Below are 17,192 nucleotides of genomic sequence, written 5' to 3' on the forward strand. Positions count from 1 at the left end.
ATTATCCCGCATAAAAACGAGTGATTAAAACAACTTTTTGGCTAATCGTCAAAATTTATAATTTGCCATTGTCTATAGGATGTGCTCTGACTTATCTTAATTTCAGTTTTAAAAATGTCAGATAAATTATGTTCCGTCATCACCTCAGCAGGTTTCCCTGAAGCAAATAATTGGCCTTGTTTTAATAGCCAAATTCGCGATGCATTTTTATAAGAATGATTCAGGTCATGCCCACTCATTATAACGGTTCCTTCGCAATCACAAAAATATTTAATCCATTTATCTAGCATTGCCTGTTGAATAATATCCAAATTATTGGTTGGCTCATCAAATAAAATAATTTTCCCTGTTAAGTCTCTATCATCCCAAACCTGTAAAAATGCTGCACAAACTCTCACTCGTTGCCATTCCCCTCCAGAGAGTTGATAAATGCCTTTATGTAAAAGTGGTGATAATTGAAAATCATCACACAGCCGCACAAAAATATCCGCAGCAACAGGTGTTAATGGCAGAAACAGTTCGAGGTATTGAAAAACTTTTATGATAGGTGCATTGCTCGCAAGCTGAATAAAATAAGCCCTTTGCTTAGCTAACTGAGCAATAGAACAATGGTGAATATTTTCACCATTGAGCCAAATTTCACCTGTGACAGGAAGATAGCCACTTAGCGCAGAAAGTAACGTACTTTTCCCAGCGCCATTGGCCCCTAAAAGATGGATTTGCTCACCTGAAAACACATATTCAGTAAAATTGATTAAGCGGTTTTCTGAGGTAATATTTTTAATATCAATAATTATCTGTGTATTCATTTGATTCACCGCCATTGCTGATGACGAATAAGCAACAGAATAAATATTGGTGCACCCAATGTGGCAGTAATAACGCCAATAGGCACTTCAGCATTCGCAATTAATAACCGTGATAATAAATCAGCTAATAACAGGCCTAATGCCCCAGCGATTGCACAAGCAGGTAACAGTAAACGATGATTGGTTAAACCACTTAATCGTAAAATATGCGGGATCACTAAACCAATAAAGCTAATGGCACCAGCAATAGCAACGCTCAAACCAATTAATACACCACTAATGATAATAAGAATAATACGCCACTTATGTACTGATACACCTAATTGATAAGCTTGTAGCGAACCCAAAGAAAGGTAATTTAATATTTTACCTTGGCATCCAGCCCACACTAAAAATGGCATACAGGCGACGACTAAACCAAATTGCCGCCAATCAACACCGCTAAAGCTCCCCATCATCCAATATAATAGTTGGCGCAGGTCAAGGTTACTGCTCATATACACCATCCATGTCATACAAGCGCCACTCACGACGCCTAAAGCGACGCCAACCAGTAATAAACTGGCATTATTCAAGTTTTTTCGTTTGGCAAAATAGAGCAATAAGGCCGTGAGCAATAAAGCCCCTGTAATCGCGCTAGCACTCAGTGTTCCATAGTGTGTGATGCCTGATGACATTAATATCGTGAATACGACTGCAACACCAGCACCATTACTGATCCCCAAGAGACCAGGTTCAGCCAGAGGATTTTCAAATAGAGCCTGCATAATCGCCCCCGTAACCGCGAGCCCTGCCCCTACGACGATTACAGCAAGCATTCTTGGCAATCGTATTTGCCAAACAAACAGCTGTGCAGGGTTATCCATCCATTGATTTGGCCAATACCATGTTTCTCCAGCGCTGAGTGAAACTATCGCAATGATGCAAAGTGTAAACAGCAAGAAAGCAATCAAACGAATGTCCGATTTGTTTTGTTGTTTTCGTAGCTGAAATAAAGAGTGACTCATCGATAGATTGACATATTTATTATTAAGTTAAGGAATTATAGCTTTTTATGCAAGATATAGCACATGAATGAATTTAAACTTATTTTAGCTTTTTAACTTTGGAGTAATGCACATGTCAGCTTTAAAAATAAATACGAGTACGAGTCTAGTACACGCTAATAAAGAAAAACCACCTGAGAAGATACAAAATACGTCTTTTATTCACTCACTAAAAAACGTTAAAAACACAGTAACTCAATCGATTATTTCCACATATCATAAACTCAGATTTATGCTAAAACAGAAATTGGCAAATATTGAAATTGTAGAGAACCCCGCATATCTTAAAAATACAACAACAAGCTTACACGTACCTATCAATAACCAATATACTGAAAACTCTGTAAATCAACGTCTTGAGCTAAATCATACCAAACAGCATCAAAATAAACACAGAATGATAGGAAAAGAATTATTAACTCAGCAGCAACCTCAAAGAGCCCAAGAAGCCGAACAAGAAAAGGCTAAATCCAACAATATCAGCTCAAAGAACATTGAATTAATCAAGCAGTATGCTGATATATCAGAGGATGATAAAAAAGATTTTATTAGCATGAACAAAGCCATTTCAGCTTTGCTGAGCAACCCAGCATTTATTAAACAAGAAGGTATCTTTAGAAGCAATGGCGTTAACTCTAAGATATCTGAGCTCTTATCAAGACTTGCTGATCATCCGACTCTTGGTCAACAGTTAAATACAGAACAGAGTTTTAATCAAAACGAACTTACAGGTGCAATCAAGGCATTACGAAACAAAATACTCACCGAGCATCCAAAGGAAAAAGACAAACTTGATAAGTTAATTAGTACATACAAAGAATCTATTAATCAGGAAAATGCAACGAAAAAATATGTTGCAAACATGCCCCCTGACAAGCGAGATAAAATTTTACAGATAGCGAAAAACAACGCAGATAAAAGATTACCTAGGTTGCAAGAGCTGCCATTACATTTACAAATTTGTATGCCTCTGTTTGTTGAAGTTGCTAAGCATTCACAAGAAAATAAAATGGAACCAATGAATATTGCCATTGCTTTTGGAGGGGGTTTGCACTCAACTAAAAGAACAATTGCTGAAGAAAAAGCGTTCAACAAATTAAACAACGAGCAACAAAAAGAATTGATTAAGCAAGAAACTACTCATATTGATCTCGCAAATAAACTCCTTATGGAGCTAATTAATAAACAGCTTAAATAGTTTAGGTTTCAGTCAAACAAAAGACCGCCTAGGCGGTCTTTTTCCATACCAAATTGAATTGATATGATTACTCTTTTGGCGTTGCTTTTTCCACGCGGCTTTTTAATTTTTGGCCTGGGCGGAAGGTAACAACACGTCGTGCAGTAATTGGAATATCTTCCCCTGTTTTTGGGTTACGTCCGGGACGTTGATTTTTATCACGTAAATCAAAGTTACCGAATCCAGATAATTTTACTTGCTCACCGTTTTCTAAAGAAAGGCGAACCTCTTCAAAGAAGGTTTCGACTAGTTCTTTAGCATCACGTTTGCTAACACCCAATTTTTCAAACACATTTTCTGACATTTCAGCTTTAGTAAGCGCCATAGGTTTAGTCCCTCAAGGAGGCTTGGAATCGCTGTTTTAACGCAGCAACACACAGATCAACGGTAGCGGTAATCTCTTCTTCTTCCATCGTACGCTGGGTATCTTGGAAGACGAGACTGATAGCAAGGCTCTTATAACCCTCCGCTATCCCTTCACCACAATACACATCAAACAAGTTTATGCCAACTATATGATTTATGCCAACTTTTTTACACTCTGCTAAAACTTCTGCAGCAGCTACATTTTCTGGCACGACCACAGCGATGTCACGGCGGTTCGATGGATAGCGTGAAATCGCCTTAGCTTCAGGGATGACACGTTGTGCTATCGCATCACTACGAACCTCAAACACCACCGTACGACCATTTAAATCGAGTTTACGTTCTAATTCTGGGTGAACAACACCAATAAAGCCAATATGTTCATTTTCCAGATAAATCCCAGCACTTTGGCCTGGATGTAACGCAGGATGTGCCTCAGATTTAAATGTAATTTGATTTAGTTTCCCAGTCAATTCAAAAACAGCTTCAAGATCACCTTTTAAATCAAAGAAGTCAACAACTTGTTTATCTAATGACCAATGTTCTTCAAATCTATTGCCCGTGATCACACCTGCAAGCATAGGTTCTTGGCGAATTCCATATTCTGCTTGATTATCAGGAATAAAGCGCAGACCCGTTTCAAATAAACGAATTCGGTTCTGCTGACGATTTTGATTATAGACAACCGTCCCCAATAAGCCAGTCCACAGCGACAAACGCATCGCTGACATATCCGCTGAAATTGGGTTTGGTAACAGTAATGCTTCTTGTGCTGGGTGCAATAAAGCCTGAACTTTCGGGTCAACAAAGCTATACGTAATCGCTTCTTGATAGCCACGGTCTACTAACATCGCTTTAAGGCGTTTTAATGGCAAATTGGCTTCTTTATGATTGGTCATAATGAGGTCAGCACGTAATGGCACATCAGGAATACTGTTGTAACCATAAACACGTGCAACTTCCTCGACTAAATCTTCTTCAATTTGCATATCGAAGCGCCAGCTCGGAGCAACAACATCCCATGTATTTTCCGAAGCAGTCACTTTGCATCCTAAGCGAGTTAAAATATCGGTGACTAAATTGTCCTCAATAAAATGACCAATTAAACGGTCTAATTTATGACGAGTCAGTTTGATATTTGCCGCTTTTGGTAAATACTGTTCGCTAGTGACATCGATGATCTCACCCACTTCACCACCACAAATATCTACAATCAACGCTGTTGCACGTTCAATCGCTTTGAATTGCAGTTCTGGGTCTACACCACGCTCAAAGCGGTGTGATGCATCCGTATGTAAGCCATAGTTACGAGCACGGCCAGTAATCGACAGTGGATTAAAGAATGCGCATTCTAATAGGATATTTTTCGTTTCTGTGTTCACACCTGAGTGCTCACCACCGAAAATACCCGCAATACCCAGTGCTTTAGACTCATCCGCAATCACTAGTGTGTCTGATTTTAGCGTAGCTTCATTACCATCAAGCAGAACCAGTTTTTCACCATCTTTCGCCATACGCGCAACGATAGCACCGTCTAAACGGTCTAAATCGTAGGCGTGTTGTGGTTGCCCCATTTCCAGTAAGACATAGTTGGTGATATCAACAACTGCATCAATAGAACGAACACCACCACGGCGCAGTTTCTCTTTCATCCATAACGGCGTTGGTGCAGAAACATCGATATTTTTAATTACACGGCCCACAAAACGCGGACAGGCTTCTGGCGCTTCAACACGAATTGGGAAAGTGTCTTCCGTGGTCACTGGAACTACATTAATTGTAGGTTCTGTTAATTCTAATTTATTGATAACCGCCACATCACGTGCAACCCCTAAAATGCTTAGGCAATCTGCACGATTTGGTGTAATGCTGATTTCAATCGCATTATCATCCAATTTTAAATATTCACGGATATCGGTACCAATAGTTGCATCGAGTGGTAATTCAATGATGCCACTGTGGTCATCTGAAATACCCAGCTCTGAATACGAGCACAACATCCCTTCAGATGGCTCACCACGTAATTTAGCGGCTTTAATTTTAAAGTCACCAGGTAATACTGCGCCGACTGTTGCTACTGCAACTTTTAAGCCTTGGCGGCAGTTCGGGGCACCACAAACAATATCTAATAAACGCTCACCACCCACGTTGACTTTTGTCACGCGCAGTTTGTCTGCATTTGGGTGTTGACCACATTCAACCACTTCACCAACAACAACGCCGTGAAATTGACCAGCTACACCTTCAACGCCATCAACTTCAAGGCCAGCCATAGTAATTTGGTCTGATAATGCTTCGCTACTGATCGCCGGGTTCACCCACTCGCGTAACCAGAGTTCACTGAATTTCATGAGATAAACCCGCCTTATTTAAACTGTTTGAGGAAACGAAGATCATTTTCGAAGAATGCACGCAGGTCAGAAACACCGTAACGTAACATTGTCAGACGTTCCATTCCCATACCGAATGCAAATCCAGAGTAAACTTCTGGATCAATACCCACATTGCGCAATACATTTGGGTGTACCATTCCGCAACCTAATACTTCTAGCCATTTGCCGTTTTTACCCATGACATCAACTTCTGCTGAAGGCTCAGTAAACGGGAAATAAGATGGACGGAAGCGCACTTGAACTTCTTCTTCAAAGAAATTATTCAAGAAATCATGCAGTGTACCTTTTAAGTTGGTAAAGCTAATGTCTTTATCAACTATCAAACCTTCTGTTTGGTGAAACATTGGCGTGTGTGTTTGGTCGTAGTCATTACGATAGACGCGACCAGGCGCAATAATACGAATTGGTGGCTGCTGCCCATTCATAGTACGAATTTGCACACCAGAGGTCTGGGTGCGTAGCAGACGTTTTGCATCAAACCAAAACGTATCGTGATCCGCACGTGCTGGGTGATGGGCAGGAATATTTAATGCATCAAAGTTATGATAATCATCTTCGATTTCAGGGCCAGTTTCTACGGAGAAACCTAACTCGCCAAAAAACTCTTCAATTCGCTGAATTGTGCGGGTAACAGGATGTAACCCACCATTTTCCATACGACGCCCAGGTAGTGACACATCAACTTTTTCAGATGCGAGGCGCGCATTAAGGATCTCAGCTTGCATCGCATCCTTACGGGCGTTCAGTGCATCTTGAACCTGTACTTTGGCTTCATTTATCACAGCCCCTGCTGCTGGACGTTCATCAGCAGGCAGATCACGCAACGTTTTCATCTGGAGTGTGAAATGGCCGCTTTTGCCTAAAAATTCAACACGCACTGACTCCAACGTAGCAACATCTTGGGCCTGTTCAATGGCTGCTTTTGCCTGTGCAACCAACTCAGCGAGATGTGGCATTGTTTCCCCTTTATGACCACTTGGTCTTTTTGCTAGTTATTCACTAAATTTATTAAGCTTCACATTCCATTACATAATGGATGAGTACTTAACTGATTTTACTGCATTTAATCTTAAACTAAAAACAAAAAAGCCTCCCTAAGGAGGCTTTAGCGTAACTTTTCGTTTCTTCTTTATTTACGCGAAAAAGCCCCCGAACCTCAGGTGCTAAAGTAAAAAAAGAAACGAAAAATAACAGTGTGCATGTGATATCTTTCCAATAAAATTGCATTTTAAAGTAGTAACACAAATAGCTATAAATGAAAAGAGGAAGTTACCTTCCCCTTTTCAAGCAAACAATTAAGCTAAAGCGCCTTTCGCTTTTTCAACTAAAGCAGTGAATGCTGCTTTATCGAAAACTGCGATGTCTGCTAAAATCTTACGGTCGATTTCAATTGAAGCTTTTTTCAAGCCATTGATGAAACGGCTGTAAGACAGACCGTTCTGACGAGCCGCTGCGTTGATACGCGCGATCCACAGTTGACGGAACTGACGTTTACGTTGACGGCGGTCACGGTAAGCATATTGACCAGCTTTGATTACCGCTTGAAACGCTACGCGGTAAACACGTGAACGTGCACCATAGTAACCTTTCGCCTGTTTCAGAATTTTTTTGTGACGTGCACGTGCGATTACACCACGTTTTGCGCGAGCCATAGCTATCTCCTATCGTCTTTTATCTTAATTAACTAAATTGTCTACTTATGCGTAAGGCAGGCAAGCAACTACCAGACCCAGATCGCCTTTAGATACCATTCCTTTCGGACGTAAATGGCGTTTACGCTTAGTTGACTTTTTAGTCAGGATATGACGAAGGTTTGCATGCTTACGCTTAAAGCCACCGCCTGCAGTTTTTTTAAAGCGCTTTGCTGCGCCACGTACAGTTTTAATCTTTGGCATTTCTTTAATTTCCAACTTCGCATTGTGATTAACTACGAATTAATTAGGCGAATAACAACCATATTGCTATGGATGCGTATTACTTGCAGGCCTAATTATTTCTTCTTCGGTCCCAGCACCATGATCATCTGACGACCTTCAATTCTTGAAGGGAAAGATTCCACAGATGCCAGTTCTTCAAGATCAGCTTTGATGCGGTTAAGCATTTCCAGACCAATCTGTTGGTGAGCCATTTCACGACCACGAAAACGTAGCGTGACTTTTGCTTTATCACCATCTTCCAGAAAGCGAATCAGGTTGCGTAGTTTGACCTGATAATCACCTTCATCTGTACCAGGGCGGAATTTAATTTCCTTCACCTGAACAACTTTTTGTTTCTTTTTCTGCTCTTTTTGAGACTTGCTCTTCTCATAAAGGAATTTGCCGTAGTCCATGATACGACAAACTGGCGGCTCAGCATTTGGACTGATTTCAACGAGGTCTACACCTGCTTCTTCAGCTTTTTCAAGCGCTTCACGCGCGCTCATAATGCCTAACTGTTCACCGTCTAAACCTGTTAAACGGACCTCAGGAACACGGATTTCATCGTTAATACGATTTGGACGTGCTGTTGGGATTCTTTTTCCGCCTTTAATACTTCATTCCTCCAACTGGGTAAAGAGATTTGCATATTCTCTCAAGCAAATACACCCGTTATGTTGTTAAAACTTAACGTGTATACGATATTCTTTGTTTGTCTTGGCTCTATAAGCCGTCGACAATATGATTCGACCGCGGATTTTAATGCTTATTGTCCGATTACTCAAGTAAATCTTGAAATAAATCACGCTAACATATTTGAAAACTTAGCTTTTGCGTAAGATTTTTAATCTTAGGAGGGTCGAGACTACCAGTTTTATACTCGAAAAAACGCTATGAGCTGCGAAAAATCGCCTCATATTACTAAAAAATACGTTAAACAGCGTTCAAATGAACGCTGTTTAACTATTACCATACTGGCTTAATTATTTTTTCTTTGGTGCCAATACCATGATCATCTGGCGTCCTTCAATTCTTGAAGGGAATGATTCCACTGATGCCAGTTCATCCAGATCAGTTTTGATGCGATTAAGCACTTCCAAACCAATCTGTTGGTGTGCCATTTCACGACCACGAAAACGTAGCGTAACTTTAGCTTTGTCACCATCTTCCAAAAAGCGAATCAAACTACGCAGTTTAACTTGGTAGTCACCTTCGTCTGTTCCTGGACGGAATTTAATTTCCTTCACTTGAACAACTTTTTGTTTTTTCTTTTGTTCTTTCTGAGACTTACTCTTCTCATAAAGATATTTACCGTAGTCCATAATACGGCAAACTGGCGGCTCAGCATTTGGGCTGATTTCGACTAAGTCGACACCCGCTTCTTCTGCTTTAAAGAGTGCTTCACGCACGCTCATGACACCAAGTTGCTCACCGTCTAAACCAGTGACACGGATTTCGGTTGCACGGATCTCTTCGTTGATACGATTAGGACGTGCTGTTGGGAGTTTTTTTCCGCCTTTAATACCTTATTCCTCCATCTGATTGAGTTGACGACTGCGGATCTCTTTTAGCAGTTCAGTCGTGAATTCGTTGACATCAATGCTGCCTAAATCTTTACCACGACGGGTACGTACGGCAACTTTACCTGACTCAACTTCTTTATCACCACAGACTAACATGTAAGGGACACGACGCAGTGTGTGTTCGCGGATCTTAAAGCCGATTTTCTCGTTACGTAAGTCCGCTTTCGCACGAATGCCAACACTTTGCAGCTTGCTTACTAATTCTTGAACATAGTCGGCTTGACCGTCCGTAATGTTCATAACAACCACTTGTTGTGGTGCTAACCATGTAGGGAAGAAACCTGCATACTCTTCAGTTAAAATCCCGATGAAGCGTTCTAATGAACCCAACACTGCACGGTGGATCATAACAGGAACAATGCGCTCATTGTTCTCACCCACATAGGAAGCTGTTAAACGACCTGGTAAGAAAAAGTCTAGCTGAACAGTACCGCATTGCCATGCACGGTCAAGGCAGTCGTACAGTGTAAACTCAATTTTCGGGCCGTAGAATGCACCTTCACCTGGCTGGTATTCAAATTCAATACCTTTTGATTTCAGTGCATTCGCTAAATCTTCCTCTGCCTTATCCCACATCTCATCAGTTCCGATGCGTTTTTCAGGACGAGTTGACAGCTTAACGACGATTTTTTCGAAACCGAACGTCGCATAAACGTCATAAATCATTTCAATACAGCTGGTCACTTCACTTAAGATTTGCTCTTCAGTACAGAAGATATGCGCGTCGTCTTGCGTAAAGCCACGTACACGCATTAAGCCGTGCAGTGCGCCTGATGGCTCATTGCGGTGACAGCTACCAAATTCTGCCATGCGCAGTGGTAAATCACGGTAAGATTTTAAACCTTGGTTGAAAATCTGTACGTGACCTGGGCAGTTCATTGGCTTAACACAATATTCACGGTTTTCAGACGAGGTTGTGAACATCGCATCTTTGTAGTTTTCCCAGTGGCCTGTTTTTTCCCACAGTACACGGTCCATCATAAATGGGCCTTTAACTTCCTGATAGTTATATGCTTTCAGTTTTGTACGTACGAAAGTTTCCAGTTCACGGAAAATTGTCCAACCATCGTTATGCCAGAATGCCATACCTGGCGCTTCTTCTTGCATATGGTATAAGTCTAGTTGTTTACCAATTTTACGGTGGTCACGTTTAGCCGCTTCTTCTAAACGTAATAAATAAGCCGCTAATTGCTTTTTATCAGCCCATGCTGTGCCGTAAATACGTTGCAGCATTTTATTGTCGCTATTGCCGCGCCAGTAGGCACCAGCCACTTTTTGTAATTTAAAGTGGTGGCAAAAACGCATATTAGGAACGTGCGGGCCACGGCACATATCCACATATTCTTCGTGATGATATAAACCTGGGCGGTCATCTTGGCTAATGTTTTGGTCCAAGATTTCGACTTTATAGTCTTCGCCGCGAGCGACAAACGTTTCGCGAGCTTCAGCCCAAGAAACTCGTTTTTTCACCACGTCATAATCTGTTTTGGCAAGCTCAAGCATACGCTTTTCAAGCTTTTCCAAATCTTCCTGCGTCAGCATGTGGTCTAAATCGATATCATAGTAAAAACCATTATCGATAGTTGGACCGATAGCCATTTTAGTGTTTGGCCATAATTGTTTGATTGCATGACCCAATAAGTGGGCACAAGAGTGACGAATAATTTCGAGTCCGTCATCATCTTTACTCGTAATAATGGACACGTTTGCATCATGTTCAATCATTTCACATGCATCAACACGCTCACCATTAATACGGCCAGCAATACATGCTTTAGCTAAACCCGCGCCAATATCGCGAGCAACATCCATCACAGAAACAGGATGGTCAAACTGACGCTGACTTCCATCAGGAAGAGTAATAACAGGCATTAAAAAATCCTTATCAGCAGTGGTGACCCACACGCCAGATCACTTGCTTGATTATTCCAAAGTTTATAAATCAATACGTTACTAACGATTTCTCGCTTCACTGTGCGAGATATGTACACAATTATAGATAATTTAAGACAACATAAATTGATACATCGCTAGTTACTCAACTATCAATGATAACACAGACATATTTTATGGCGATAGCGCAAAGCCGTTTATTGTGCCTCAATATATGAAGAATCAACACCTTCCCGATTAAATGGCGAATAAACTCTCCAAGGCAGGAATTCGTTTTCCTTTTTTCATGAATGAAAGGCGATACCAATGCGATCCACTAGGCGCGACTAATTCTTCAGTAATAATCTTATTTTGTTTCATCGCAATGAAGTTTTGGATGGTATTCCATAACGAATACAAAATATATGCTTCAAACATTAAAGCTAATACCTGCACATAAATATTATTCACAAAATAGATTTGCTGAAAAATATACACACAGAAAAAAGCTTGAATAAGTCCTCTTAAAATAAGTGCTTTACTAAAGAATGATTGACCTTGCTGTAAAATTGCAAAACAAGGGTTCGCTAAAGACTGTCTTTTTTCCTCAACAGGAATACCTTGGATATAAATCATCCAATCAGATACATCACTATTTTTTAAAACAATCCCCTTTTCTTTCATTGCATGGATTTTAAAAGAAACGACTACAGCCCATACCACCCCGATAGCCAGTAAGTATACAATAAACCCACTAACTGAAAAAAAAACTAAAAAAAGACTTATCACAATCAAACACGCTAACTTTGCAGAATTAATCCAAAGTGGCGCAACTTGGTAGTTCATTGAAATTCCTAATTATCATAAAAAAACAATGATTCATCATAATTGAGAAAACGTCTCATTAACATTAATTTATAACCAACGTCGAGTCTGTTTGCGATAACGTTCCCATTCTTCACTGAATGTGACAGATAAAAAACGTTCTTCTTGCGGGATGGTGTATAAATCTGTCATTAGCCAGAAGGCTAATCCAGAAACCAAAAAGTAAGGTGAGTGTGTAAAAAATGCCAACGCTAAGCTCATGGAAGTAAACGCTAAATACATTGGATTTCGAGATAGTCGATAGGGGCCATTAGTGACAAGGTGCGTTGCTTGAACACTTGGATTTGGTGAGGTCTTATGTTTATAAAAATAAAATAAACTCGTCGCGACCCAGCTAGCACTTTCAAAAGCAACTAAAATGCCAAGTATTCCCATCCAACCTGAAAATTGCCAAATTAATGCATCCTGTTTGAATAGAAAATAAATGGCCACACCATTTGCGATTAGCCAGTTTAACAATGGATATTTTAAAATTCTCATTATGCTACCTTAAACTCTAAATGAGGTTAATTAGCATACCATAAAACAGCGAGGAAACTTTGTGGTGTCTATTGTGAAGTGGAATAATGGACTCAAAAAATTAATTACTGTGCCCTAATGAGAACACACTTTTTAAGCCTTCTAATTTGCTGTATTCCTGTTGGCATACTAAATTACGGACATCTGCAGGCATTGAGTCTATCCTCACCTGTATATTGGCTAATTGCTCATCTAGGCTATTCATACCTTTTATATCCACAATATCCTGATTCACTTTCAGATAGTTAGCGAAACTCTGTAAGTTATTTTCCAAACTATCACAAACATTATTACTGACAAGTCCTTGAGGCAATACAGAACTTAATGATGCAGGGATTACTTGTGACAAACTAGGATAAATGTTTTCTTTCCATTGCTGGGGAAAAACAATGAGCATTATTGCGATAGCTAAAATAAATAACATTGATGCCCCAGCAAACGTCGCTATCAGCTTTTTCATACTCATTCCTACTGTTCAAAATAACTTGAACATAGGATATACAATTGTGCGTAAAGCAATTTTTAAAATTAAAAATACTTTGTAAAGAAAACTCTAGCGACTTTCGGCTATTTAAAGAAACATCATCATTGGAATTTATTCAGTGTGCTTTAAACCAGCAGCTTATAAAAAAATGTCGTCCCTTCAAATCGACCTTGTGAATTAACCACAAAATTTGGAATTTCACCAACCTCTTTATACCCTTGTTTTCGGTATAAAACAGATGCAACATCCTGACTACGAGTATCTAATACTAATAATGTACGATTATTTTTCAGTGCTATTTTCTCAACAACATTAAGTAATTGAGTCGCAATTCCTTGTTGGCGAAATTGACTATGAACCATTAATTTTTCAACATCCGCACGGTGTAGCCCATTAGCCTTTAGGCATAACGCAATTTGTACGGCGCCCACAATTTTATCATCATTAATACATGCTATAAGAAAGCGTTTTTGTTGCACTAAATCTGGCTTTATTTGCTGCCAATAACCCGAGGCTTCATCAATAGATAAAGGGGCGAGAAAGCCCACAGAAGCACCATGTTCTACACTATCAATTAATAACGAAGCAAGCTGCTGTTCATAGTTATCAAGTGAAGTAATTGTAACGATTTCCATATTCACCTCATTATTGATTAATAAAATTCCATACCGTCATAAGGTGAACACTGGCAACTTTTTAAGCGTTGAGTTAAATCACCTACATGCAACTCTAATTTGTGCCCATCTGGATCGAGAAAATAAAAAGAATCCCCTTCACTCTTATTTTCCTTCCACACCACAACTTCGTTCTCTTTTAGCTTATTGACGAGTAGAGCGAAATTGCTCTCTGATATGGAAAATGCATAGTGAGTGTAATCTGTTTCACTCGACGCTAAGTGTTGGCGTGATATATCGACAGACAAGCACAACCATAAATCACCACAAGAAATATACGCCCCATGTTTCCACTTAGCGTGTAGTTTCATCCCTAATAACGATTGATAAAAATAAATGCTTCTTATTATGTCACTCACGGCCAAGGTTAAATGATTAATCCCATCTAGTATATTATCTCTCTCTTTTTATATACTTTAAAAATATCTTTTAATGAATTTACATAAATTATCAGTACATCACATTGCAGAAGGTATACTCAATAACACATCGACATTAGATAACCTGTTAATAGATGCCCTTGACCTTTTTATGACCCCCGTAAGAAGGTTTTTTTTTGCCTATCAAAATTGCATACTTTTAGCACAAGCAGCTATCCAATTGTAAGTTAAGTATTTATCTTGGTTATTCACAAACGAATGCGGCAGTTATCCACAGTAAATGTGAACAACTTCAACCTCCCCCTGATTCTTTATAGTAAGCACTTATTCTGAATATTCATTGCATTAGTTCCTATTCAATAATAAAACATTAACCTAATTAAAGATGCTAAGATACAGATCTATAACAATTTACGTTATTATTTAGGATAAGTTAAATTACTTACACTTATCAGGAGATTGAATTTAATTACTATGACAAATTTCCTAGAACTCTTTCAAGCTGTTGGTATTGGCCTTGTTTTGCTTCTCCCCCTTGCTAATCCATTAACAGCAATTGCAGTTATGCTCAGCATCTCAGCAAACATGACCAAAGAGCAACGCAACCACCAAGCTTTTCTCGCCTCAATTTATGTTTTTGCCATCATGACCATTGCTTTTTATGCGGGTCAACTTGTGATGAATACATTTGGTATATCAATACCAGGTTTACGTATTGCTGGTGGGTTAATTGTTGCTTTTATTGGTTTTGGGATGTTATTTCCTAATAGTGATCCATCAGATGATTCACCGACAACCCCATTAGATGACCCCAGTGTTCCCAAAAAACGCCAAGAATCCCCCAATATTGCCTTTGTTCCCTTGGCTATGCCAAGTACAGCGGGGCCTGGTACCATTGCGATGATCATCAGTTCAACTGCGTCGCTGCAAGGAAACGTAACCTTTGCGCCTTGGGTGCTTAAAGTCGCCCCTGTCATTACCTTTCTTTTAGCCAGTTTAATTGTGTGGATTGGTTTGCGAGGGGCAACGTCAATTATGAGATGGTTAGGAAATAGTGGTATTGATGCGATTGCTCGCGTAATGGGTTTTTTATTAATTTGTATGGGAGTGCAATTTGTCATCAACGGGATTGTTGAAATTATCGCGCAGCTCCCACACTTACTCACAGAGTATCAATAAGACATCGCTAAAGCATTGTAGGCATTTTTCACTTTCCACAAATATCGTGGTGCCTGCGGTGCTGGGTGCTTAGATTGTACATGCTGATAAAATTCTTCAGGCGATAAATTATTAATCATCGCGATCGCCCGACCTTTATCATTATCAAAGGTTCTTAGTAATGCCCCAGCGCCATTGACGTATGCAACAACGGTTGCATAATACAACGTTTGCGGATGATTGATCCCAGCAAGGTGCTGATCCCTTAAAATTCGAATATAAGCTGTGCCGATATCGATATTTTTTTGCGGGTCTTTCAAATCATTGGAACTTGGTTCCCCTGATTTGCCTTGGAAACGATAAGCATCACGCCCTGCTGTCGAGGCTTTAATTTGCATAAGACCAATTGCATTTGATTTACTCACCACTTCTGGCCTAAAGTTTGATTCAACCTCAATGATTGCCCTAATAAGCGTTTCATCGACGCTATAACGGGAAGCAGAGTCACGAATAAATTCATCAAAAGGCGTACGTGGAAACGTGGTATTTTGTGCCGTTGTTGGCAGCGTATTACGATTGTCCAACATCCGCGTTTTTGTTGTTTGCCTATCAGGCTCGCTAGAGCAACCGGCAAGTAGCAGTAGCACAAAAGTACCGCTGATTATTTTTTTCACTGTTGTATCCTCTGCTATCAAAGCCACTGGGAGAATAACTAATCCCAAGAAAAATAAAATAATTTTTACTTAACTTTTACTTCAGGACGTGTTTTAGTCATACAAAATAACAGTGGGAAATCAAAACCCATAATAACTATAGATGTAATTCCCCATTTTTTATGTTTATTTTTACAAATGATATTGATAATCATTATCAACTAAGTTATAAAGTATAATTGTTATCAACCTTAACAACTATACTGTTAAAAATGCTAAGCCTATAATGTCAGGGTCAACTTTTATGAAGAAGAACTTATCTCGATTATCCGCACCTTTACTTACCACTGTATTTGCGCTCGCGGCAATGCTCTTTGTGAGTCAACCCGCCTTTGCTAAAAAATTTAAAGTGGTCACCACATTTACCATTATACAAGATATCGCTCAAAATGTAGCCGGAGATGCCGCTGTTGTCGAATCAATTACAAAACCTGGCGCTGAAATCCATGGCTATCAACCCACACCTAAAGATATTATGAAGGCCTATGATGCAGATTTAATCTTATGGAATGGCATGAATTTAGAGGTTTGGTTCCAACGTTTCTTTGAAAACCTTAACAATGTTCCCGCTGTTATTGTGACCGAAGGGATTGAGCCAATGCCTATTCGTGAAGGGGAATACAAAGATAATCCAAACCCACATGCTTGGATGTCTCCTGCAAATGCCAAGATTTACATCGAAAACATTCGTCAAGCCTTGGTCAAGTATGACCCTGAAAATGCTGAAACCTACAATACAAATGCCAAAAACTACACGCAACAAATTGAAGCCCTTGATGCACCACTGCGTGAACGTTTAAACCGCATTCCTGAAAATGAACGCTGGTTAGTATCCAGTGAAGGAGCATTTAGCTACTTGACGAAAGATTACGGCTTTAAAGAAGTCTATTTGTGGCCAATCAATGCGGAAGAGCAAGGTACTCCTCTACAAGTTAAAAAAGTGATTGATACTGTTCGTCAATATAATATCCCTGTTGTATTTAGCGAAAGCACAATTTCTGACAAACCCGCTCGCCAAGTCAGCAAAGAAACAGGGGCTAAATATGGTGGTATCTTATATGTAGATTCACTTTCCACCGCTGATGGCCCAGTACCAACTTATATCGACCTGTTAAAAACCACTGTAGACACGATAGCTAAAGGATTTTCACAGTAAT

Annotated in this window: 20 protein-coding genes and 1 other annotated feature; of the genes, 3 read left to right on the top strand and 17 right to left on the bottom strand. The window is 39.7% G+C overall.

What is annotated here, in order from left to right:
* Positions 1 to 41: 41 nt before the first annotated feature.
* Entirely contained in the window at positions 42 to 809 is a 768-nt protein-coding gene (gene btuD / locus PR808_RS02250; RefSeq protein ID WP_206084015.1) for a vitamin B12 ABC transporter ATP-binding protein BtuD, read from the bottom strand.
* Between the two features lie 5 nt (positions 810 to 814).
* A complete protein-coding gene (gene btuC, locus PR808_RS02255) occupies positions 815 to 1,816 on the bottom strand; it encodes a vitamin B12 ABC transporter permease BtuC (RefSeq protein WP_272538611.1) in 1,002 nt (333 codons plus the stop codon).
* Positions 1,817 to 1,928: 112 nt separating this feature from the next.
* Here btuC and PR808_RS02260 point away from each other — a divergent pair, with 112 nt between their 5' ends.
* Positions 1,929 to 3,053: a RhoGAP domain-containing protein gene (locus PR808_RS02260; protein WP_272538612.1), complete on the top strand. Its 1,125-nt coding sequence runs from the start codon at positions 1,929 to 1,931 to the stop codon at positions 3,051 to 3,053.
* 67 nt (positions 3,054 to 3,120) lie between these two features.
* Here PR808_RS02260 and ihfA read toward each other — a convergent pair whose 3' ends face one another.
* The 14 genes from ihfA to fos form a co-directional block, all read right to left on the bottom strand.
* A complete protein-coding gene (gene ihfA / locus PR808_RS02265; RefSeq protein WP_206084012.1) occupies positions 3,121 to 3,417 on the bottom strand; it encodes an integration host factor subunit alpha in 297 nt (98 codons plus the stop codon).
* 4 nt (positions 3,418 to 3,421) lie between these two features.
* On the bottom strand, positions 3,422 to 5,809 hold the full coding sequence (pheT, locus tag PR808_RS02270) for a phenylalanine--tRNA ligase subunit beta (RefSeq protein WP_206084011.1): 2,388 nt from the start codon (positions 5,807 to 5,809) through the stop codon (positions 3,422 to 3,424).
* 14 nt (positions 5,810 to 5,823) lie between these two features.
* Positions 5,824 to 6,807 carry a phenylalanine--tRNA ligase subunit alpha gene (gene pheS / locus PR808_RS02275; RefSeq protein WP_048606990.1) on the bottom strand — a complete coding sequence of 328 codons (984 nt, stop codon included), beginning with the start codon at positions 6,805 to 6,807 and terminating at the stop codon, positions 5,824 to 5,826.
* A gap of 123 nt (positions 6,808 to 6,930) precedes the next feature.
* Positions 6,931 to 7,058: a sequence feature (Phe leader region), on the bottom strand.
* Positions 7,008 to 7,052: a pheST operon leader peptide PheM gene (pheM, locus tag PR808_RS20655; protein WP_206084394.1), complete on the bottom strand. Its 45-nt coding sequence runs from the start codon at positions 7,050 to 7,052 to the stop codon at positions 7,008 to 7,010. (Overlaps the previous feature by 45 nt.)
* Before the next feature lie 88 nt (positions 7,059 to 7,146).
* Complete coding sequence (gene rplT, locus PR808_RS02280) at positions 7,147 to 7,503, bottom strand: 50S ribosomal protein L20 (RefSeq protein ID WP_004263714.1); 357 nt, start codon at positions 7,501 to 7,503, stop codon at positions 7,147 to 7,149.
* Between the two features lie 45 nt (positions 7,504 to 7,548).
* Positions 7,549 to 7,746, bottom strand: coding sequence for a 50S ribosomal protein L35 (gene rpmI / locus PR808_RS02285; protein WP_004263702.1), 198 nt, complete (start codon positions 7,744 to 7,746; stop codon positions 7,549 to 7,551).
* A gap of 95 nt (positions 7,747 to 7,841) precedes the next feature.
* Complete coding sequence (gene infC / locus PR808_RS02290) at positions 7,842 to 8,381, bottom strand: translation initiation factor IF-3 (RefSeq protein ID WP_206084392.1); 540 nt, start codon at positions 8,379 to 8,381, stop codon at positions 7,842 to 7,844.
* A gap of 369 nt (positions 8,382 to 8,750) precedes the next feature.
* Positions 8,751 to 9,290 (bottom strand): translation initiation factor IF-3, encoded by a 540-nt coding sequence (infC, locus tag PR808_RS02295; RefSeq protein ID WP_206084385.1) that lies wholly within the window; start codon positions 9,288 to 9,290, stop codon positions 8,751 to 8,753.
* 3 nt (positions 9,291 to 9,293) lie between these two features.
* Entirely contained in the window at positions 9,294 to 11,222 is a 1,929-nt protein-coding gene (gene thrS, locus PR808_RS02300; protein ID WP_206084009.1) for a threonine--tRNA ligase, read from the bottom strand.
* Positions 11,223 to 11,480: 258 nt separating this feature from the next.
* On the bottom strand, positions 11,481 to 12,068 hold the full coding sequence (locus PR808_RS02305) for a hypothetical protein (protein ID WP_272538613.1): 588 nt from the start codon (positions 12,066 to 12,068) through the stop codon (positions 11,481 to 11,483).
* A 69-nt stretch (positions 12,069 to 12,137) separates the two neighbouring features.
* A complete protein-coding gene (locus tag PR808_RS02310) occupies positions 12,138 to 12,587 on the bottom strand; it encodes a methyltransferase family protein (RefSeq protein ID WP_272538614.1) in 450 nt (149 codons plus the stop codon).
* 100 nt (positions 12,588 to 12,687) lie between these two features.
* Entirely contained in the window at positions 12,688 to 13,086 is a 399-nt protein-coding gene (locus tag PR808_RS02315) for a hypothetical protein (RefSeq protein ID WP_272538615.1), read from the bottom strand.
* Between the two features lie 149 nt (positions 13,087 to 13,235).
* Positions 13,236 to 13,745 carry a GNAT family N-acetyltransferase gene (locus PR808_RS02320; protein WP_206084005.1) on the bottom strand — a complete coding sequence of 170 codons (510 nt, stop codon included), beginning with the start codon at positions 13,743 to 13,745 and terminating at the stop codon, positions 13,236 to 13,238.
* 17 nt (positions 13,746 to 13,762) lie between these two features.
* Entirely contained in the window at positions 13,763 to 14,176 is a 414-nt protein-coding gene (gene fos / locus PR808_RS02325; RefSeq protein ID WP_272538656.1) for a fosfomycin resistance glutathione transferase, read from the bottom strand.
* A gap of 462 nt (positions 14,177 to 14,638) precedes the next feature.
* Between fos and PR808_RS02330 the strand changes: the two genes are divergently transcribed.
* Positions 14,639 to 15,343 carry a MarC family NAAT transporter gene (locus tag PR808_RS02330; RefSeq protein WP_206084003.1) on the top strand — a complete coding sequence of 235 codons (705 nt, stop codon included), beginning with the start codon at positions 14,639 to 14,641 and terminating at the stop codon, positions 15,341 to 15,343.
* On the opposite strand, the gene PR808_RS02335 is transcribed toward PR808_RS02330, so the two are convergent.
* On the bottom strand, positions 15,337 to 15,996 hold the full coding sequence (locus PR808_RS02335; protein ID WP_206084002.1) for a transglycosylase SLT domain-containing protein: 660 nt from the start codon (positions 15,994 to 15,996) through the stop codon (positions 15,337 to 15,339). The two genes, PR808_RS02330 and PR808_RS02335, sit on opposite strands and share 7 nt — an antisense overlap.
* 283 nt (positions 15,997 to 16,279) lie before the next feature.
* On the opposite strand from PR808_RS02335, the gene PR808_RS02340 reads away from it, so the two are divergent.
* Entirely contained in the window at positions 16,280 to 17,191 is a 912-nt protein-coding gene (locus PR808_RS02340) for a metal ABC transporter substrate-binding protein (protein ID WP_206084001.1), read from the top strand.
* Position 17,192: the final 1 nt, after the last annotated feature.

The sequence above is a fragment of the Providencia sp. PROV197 genome, assembly GCF_028479625.1.
Taxonomy (GTDB): domain Bacteria; phylum Pseudomonadota; class Gammaproteobacteria; order Enterobacterales; family Enterobacteriaceae; genus Providencia; species Providencia vermicola.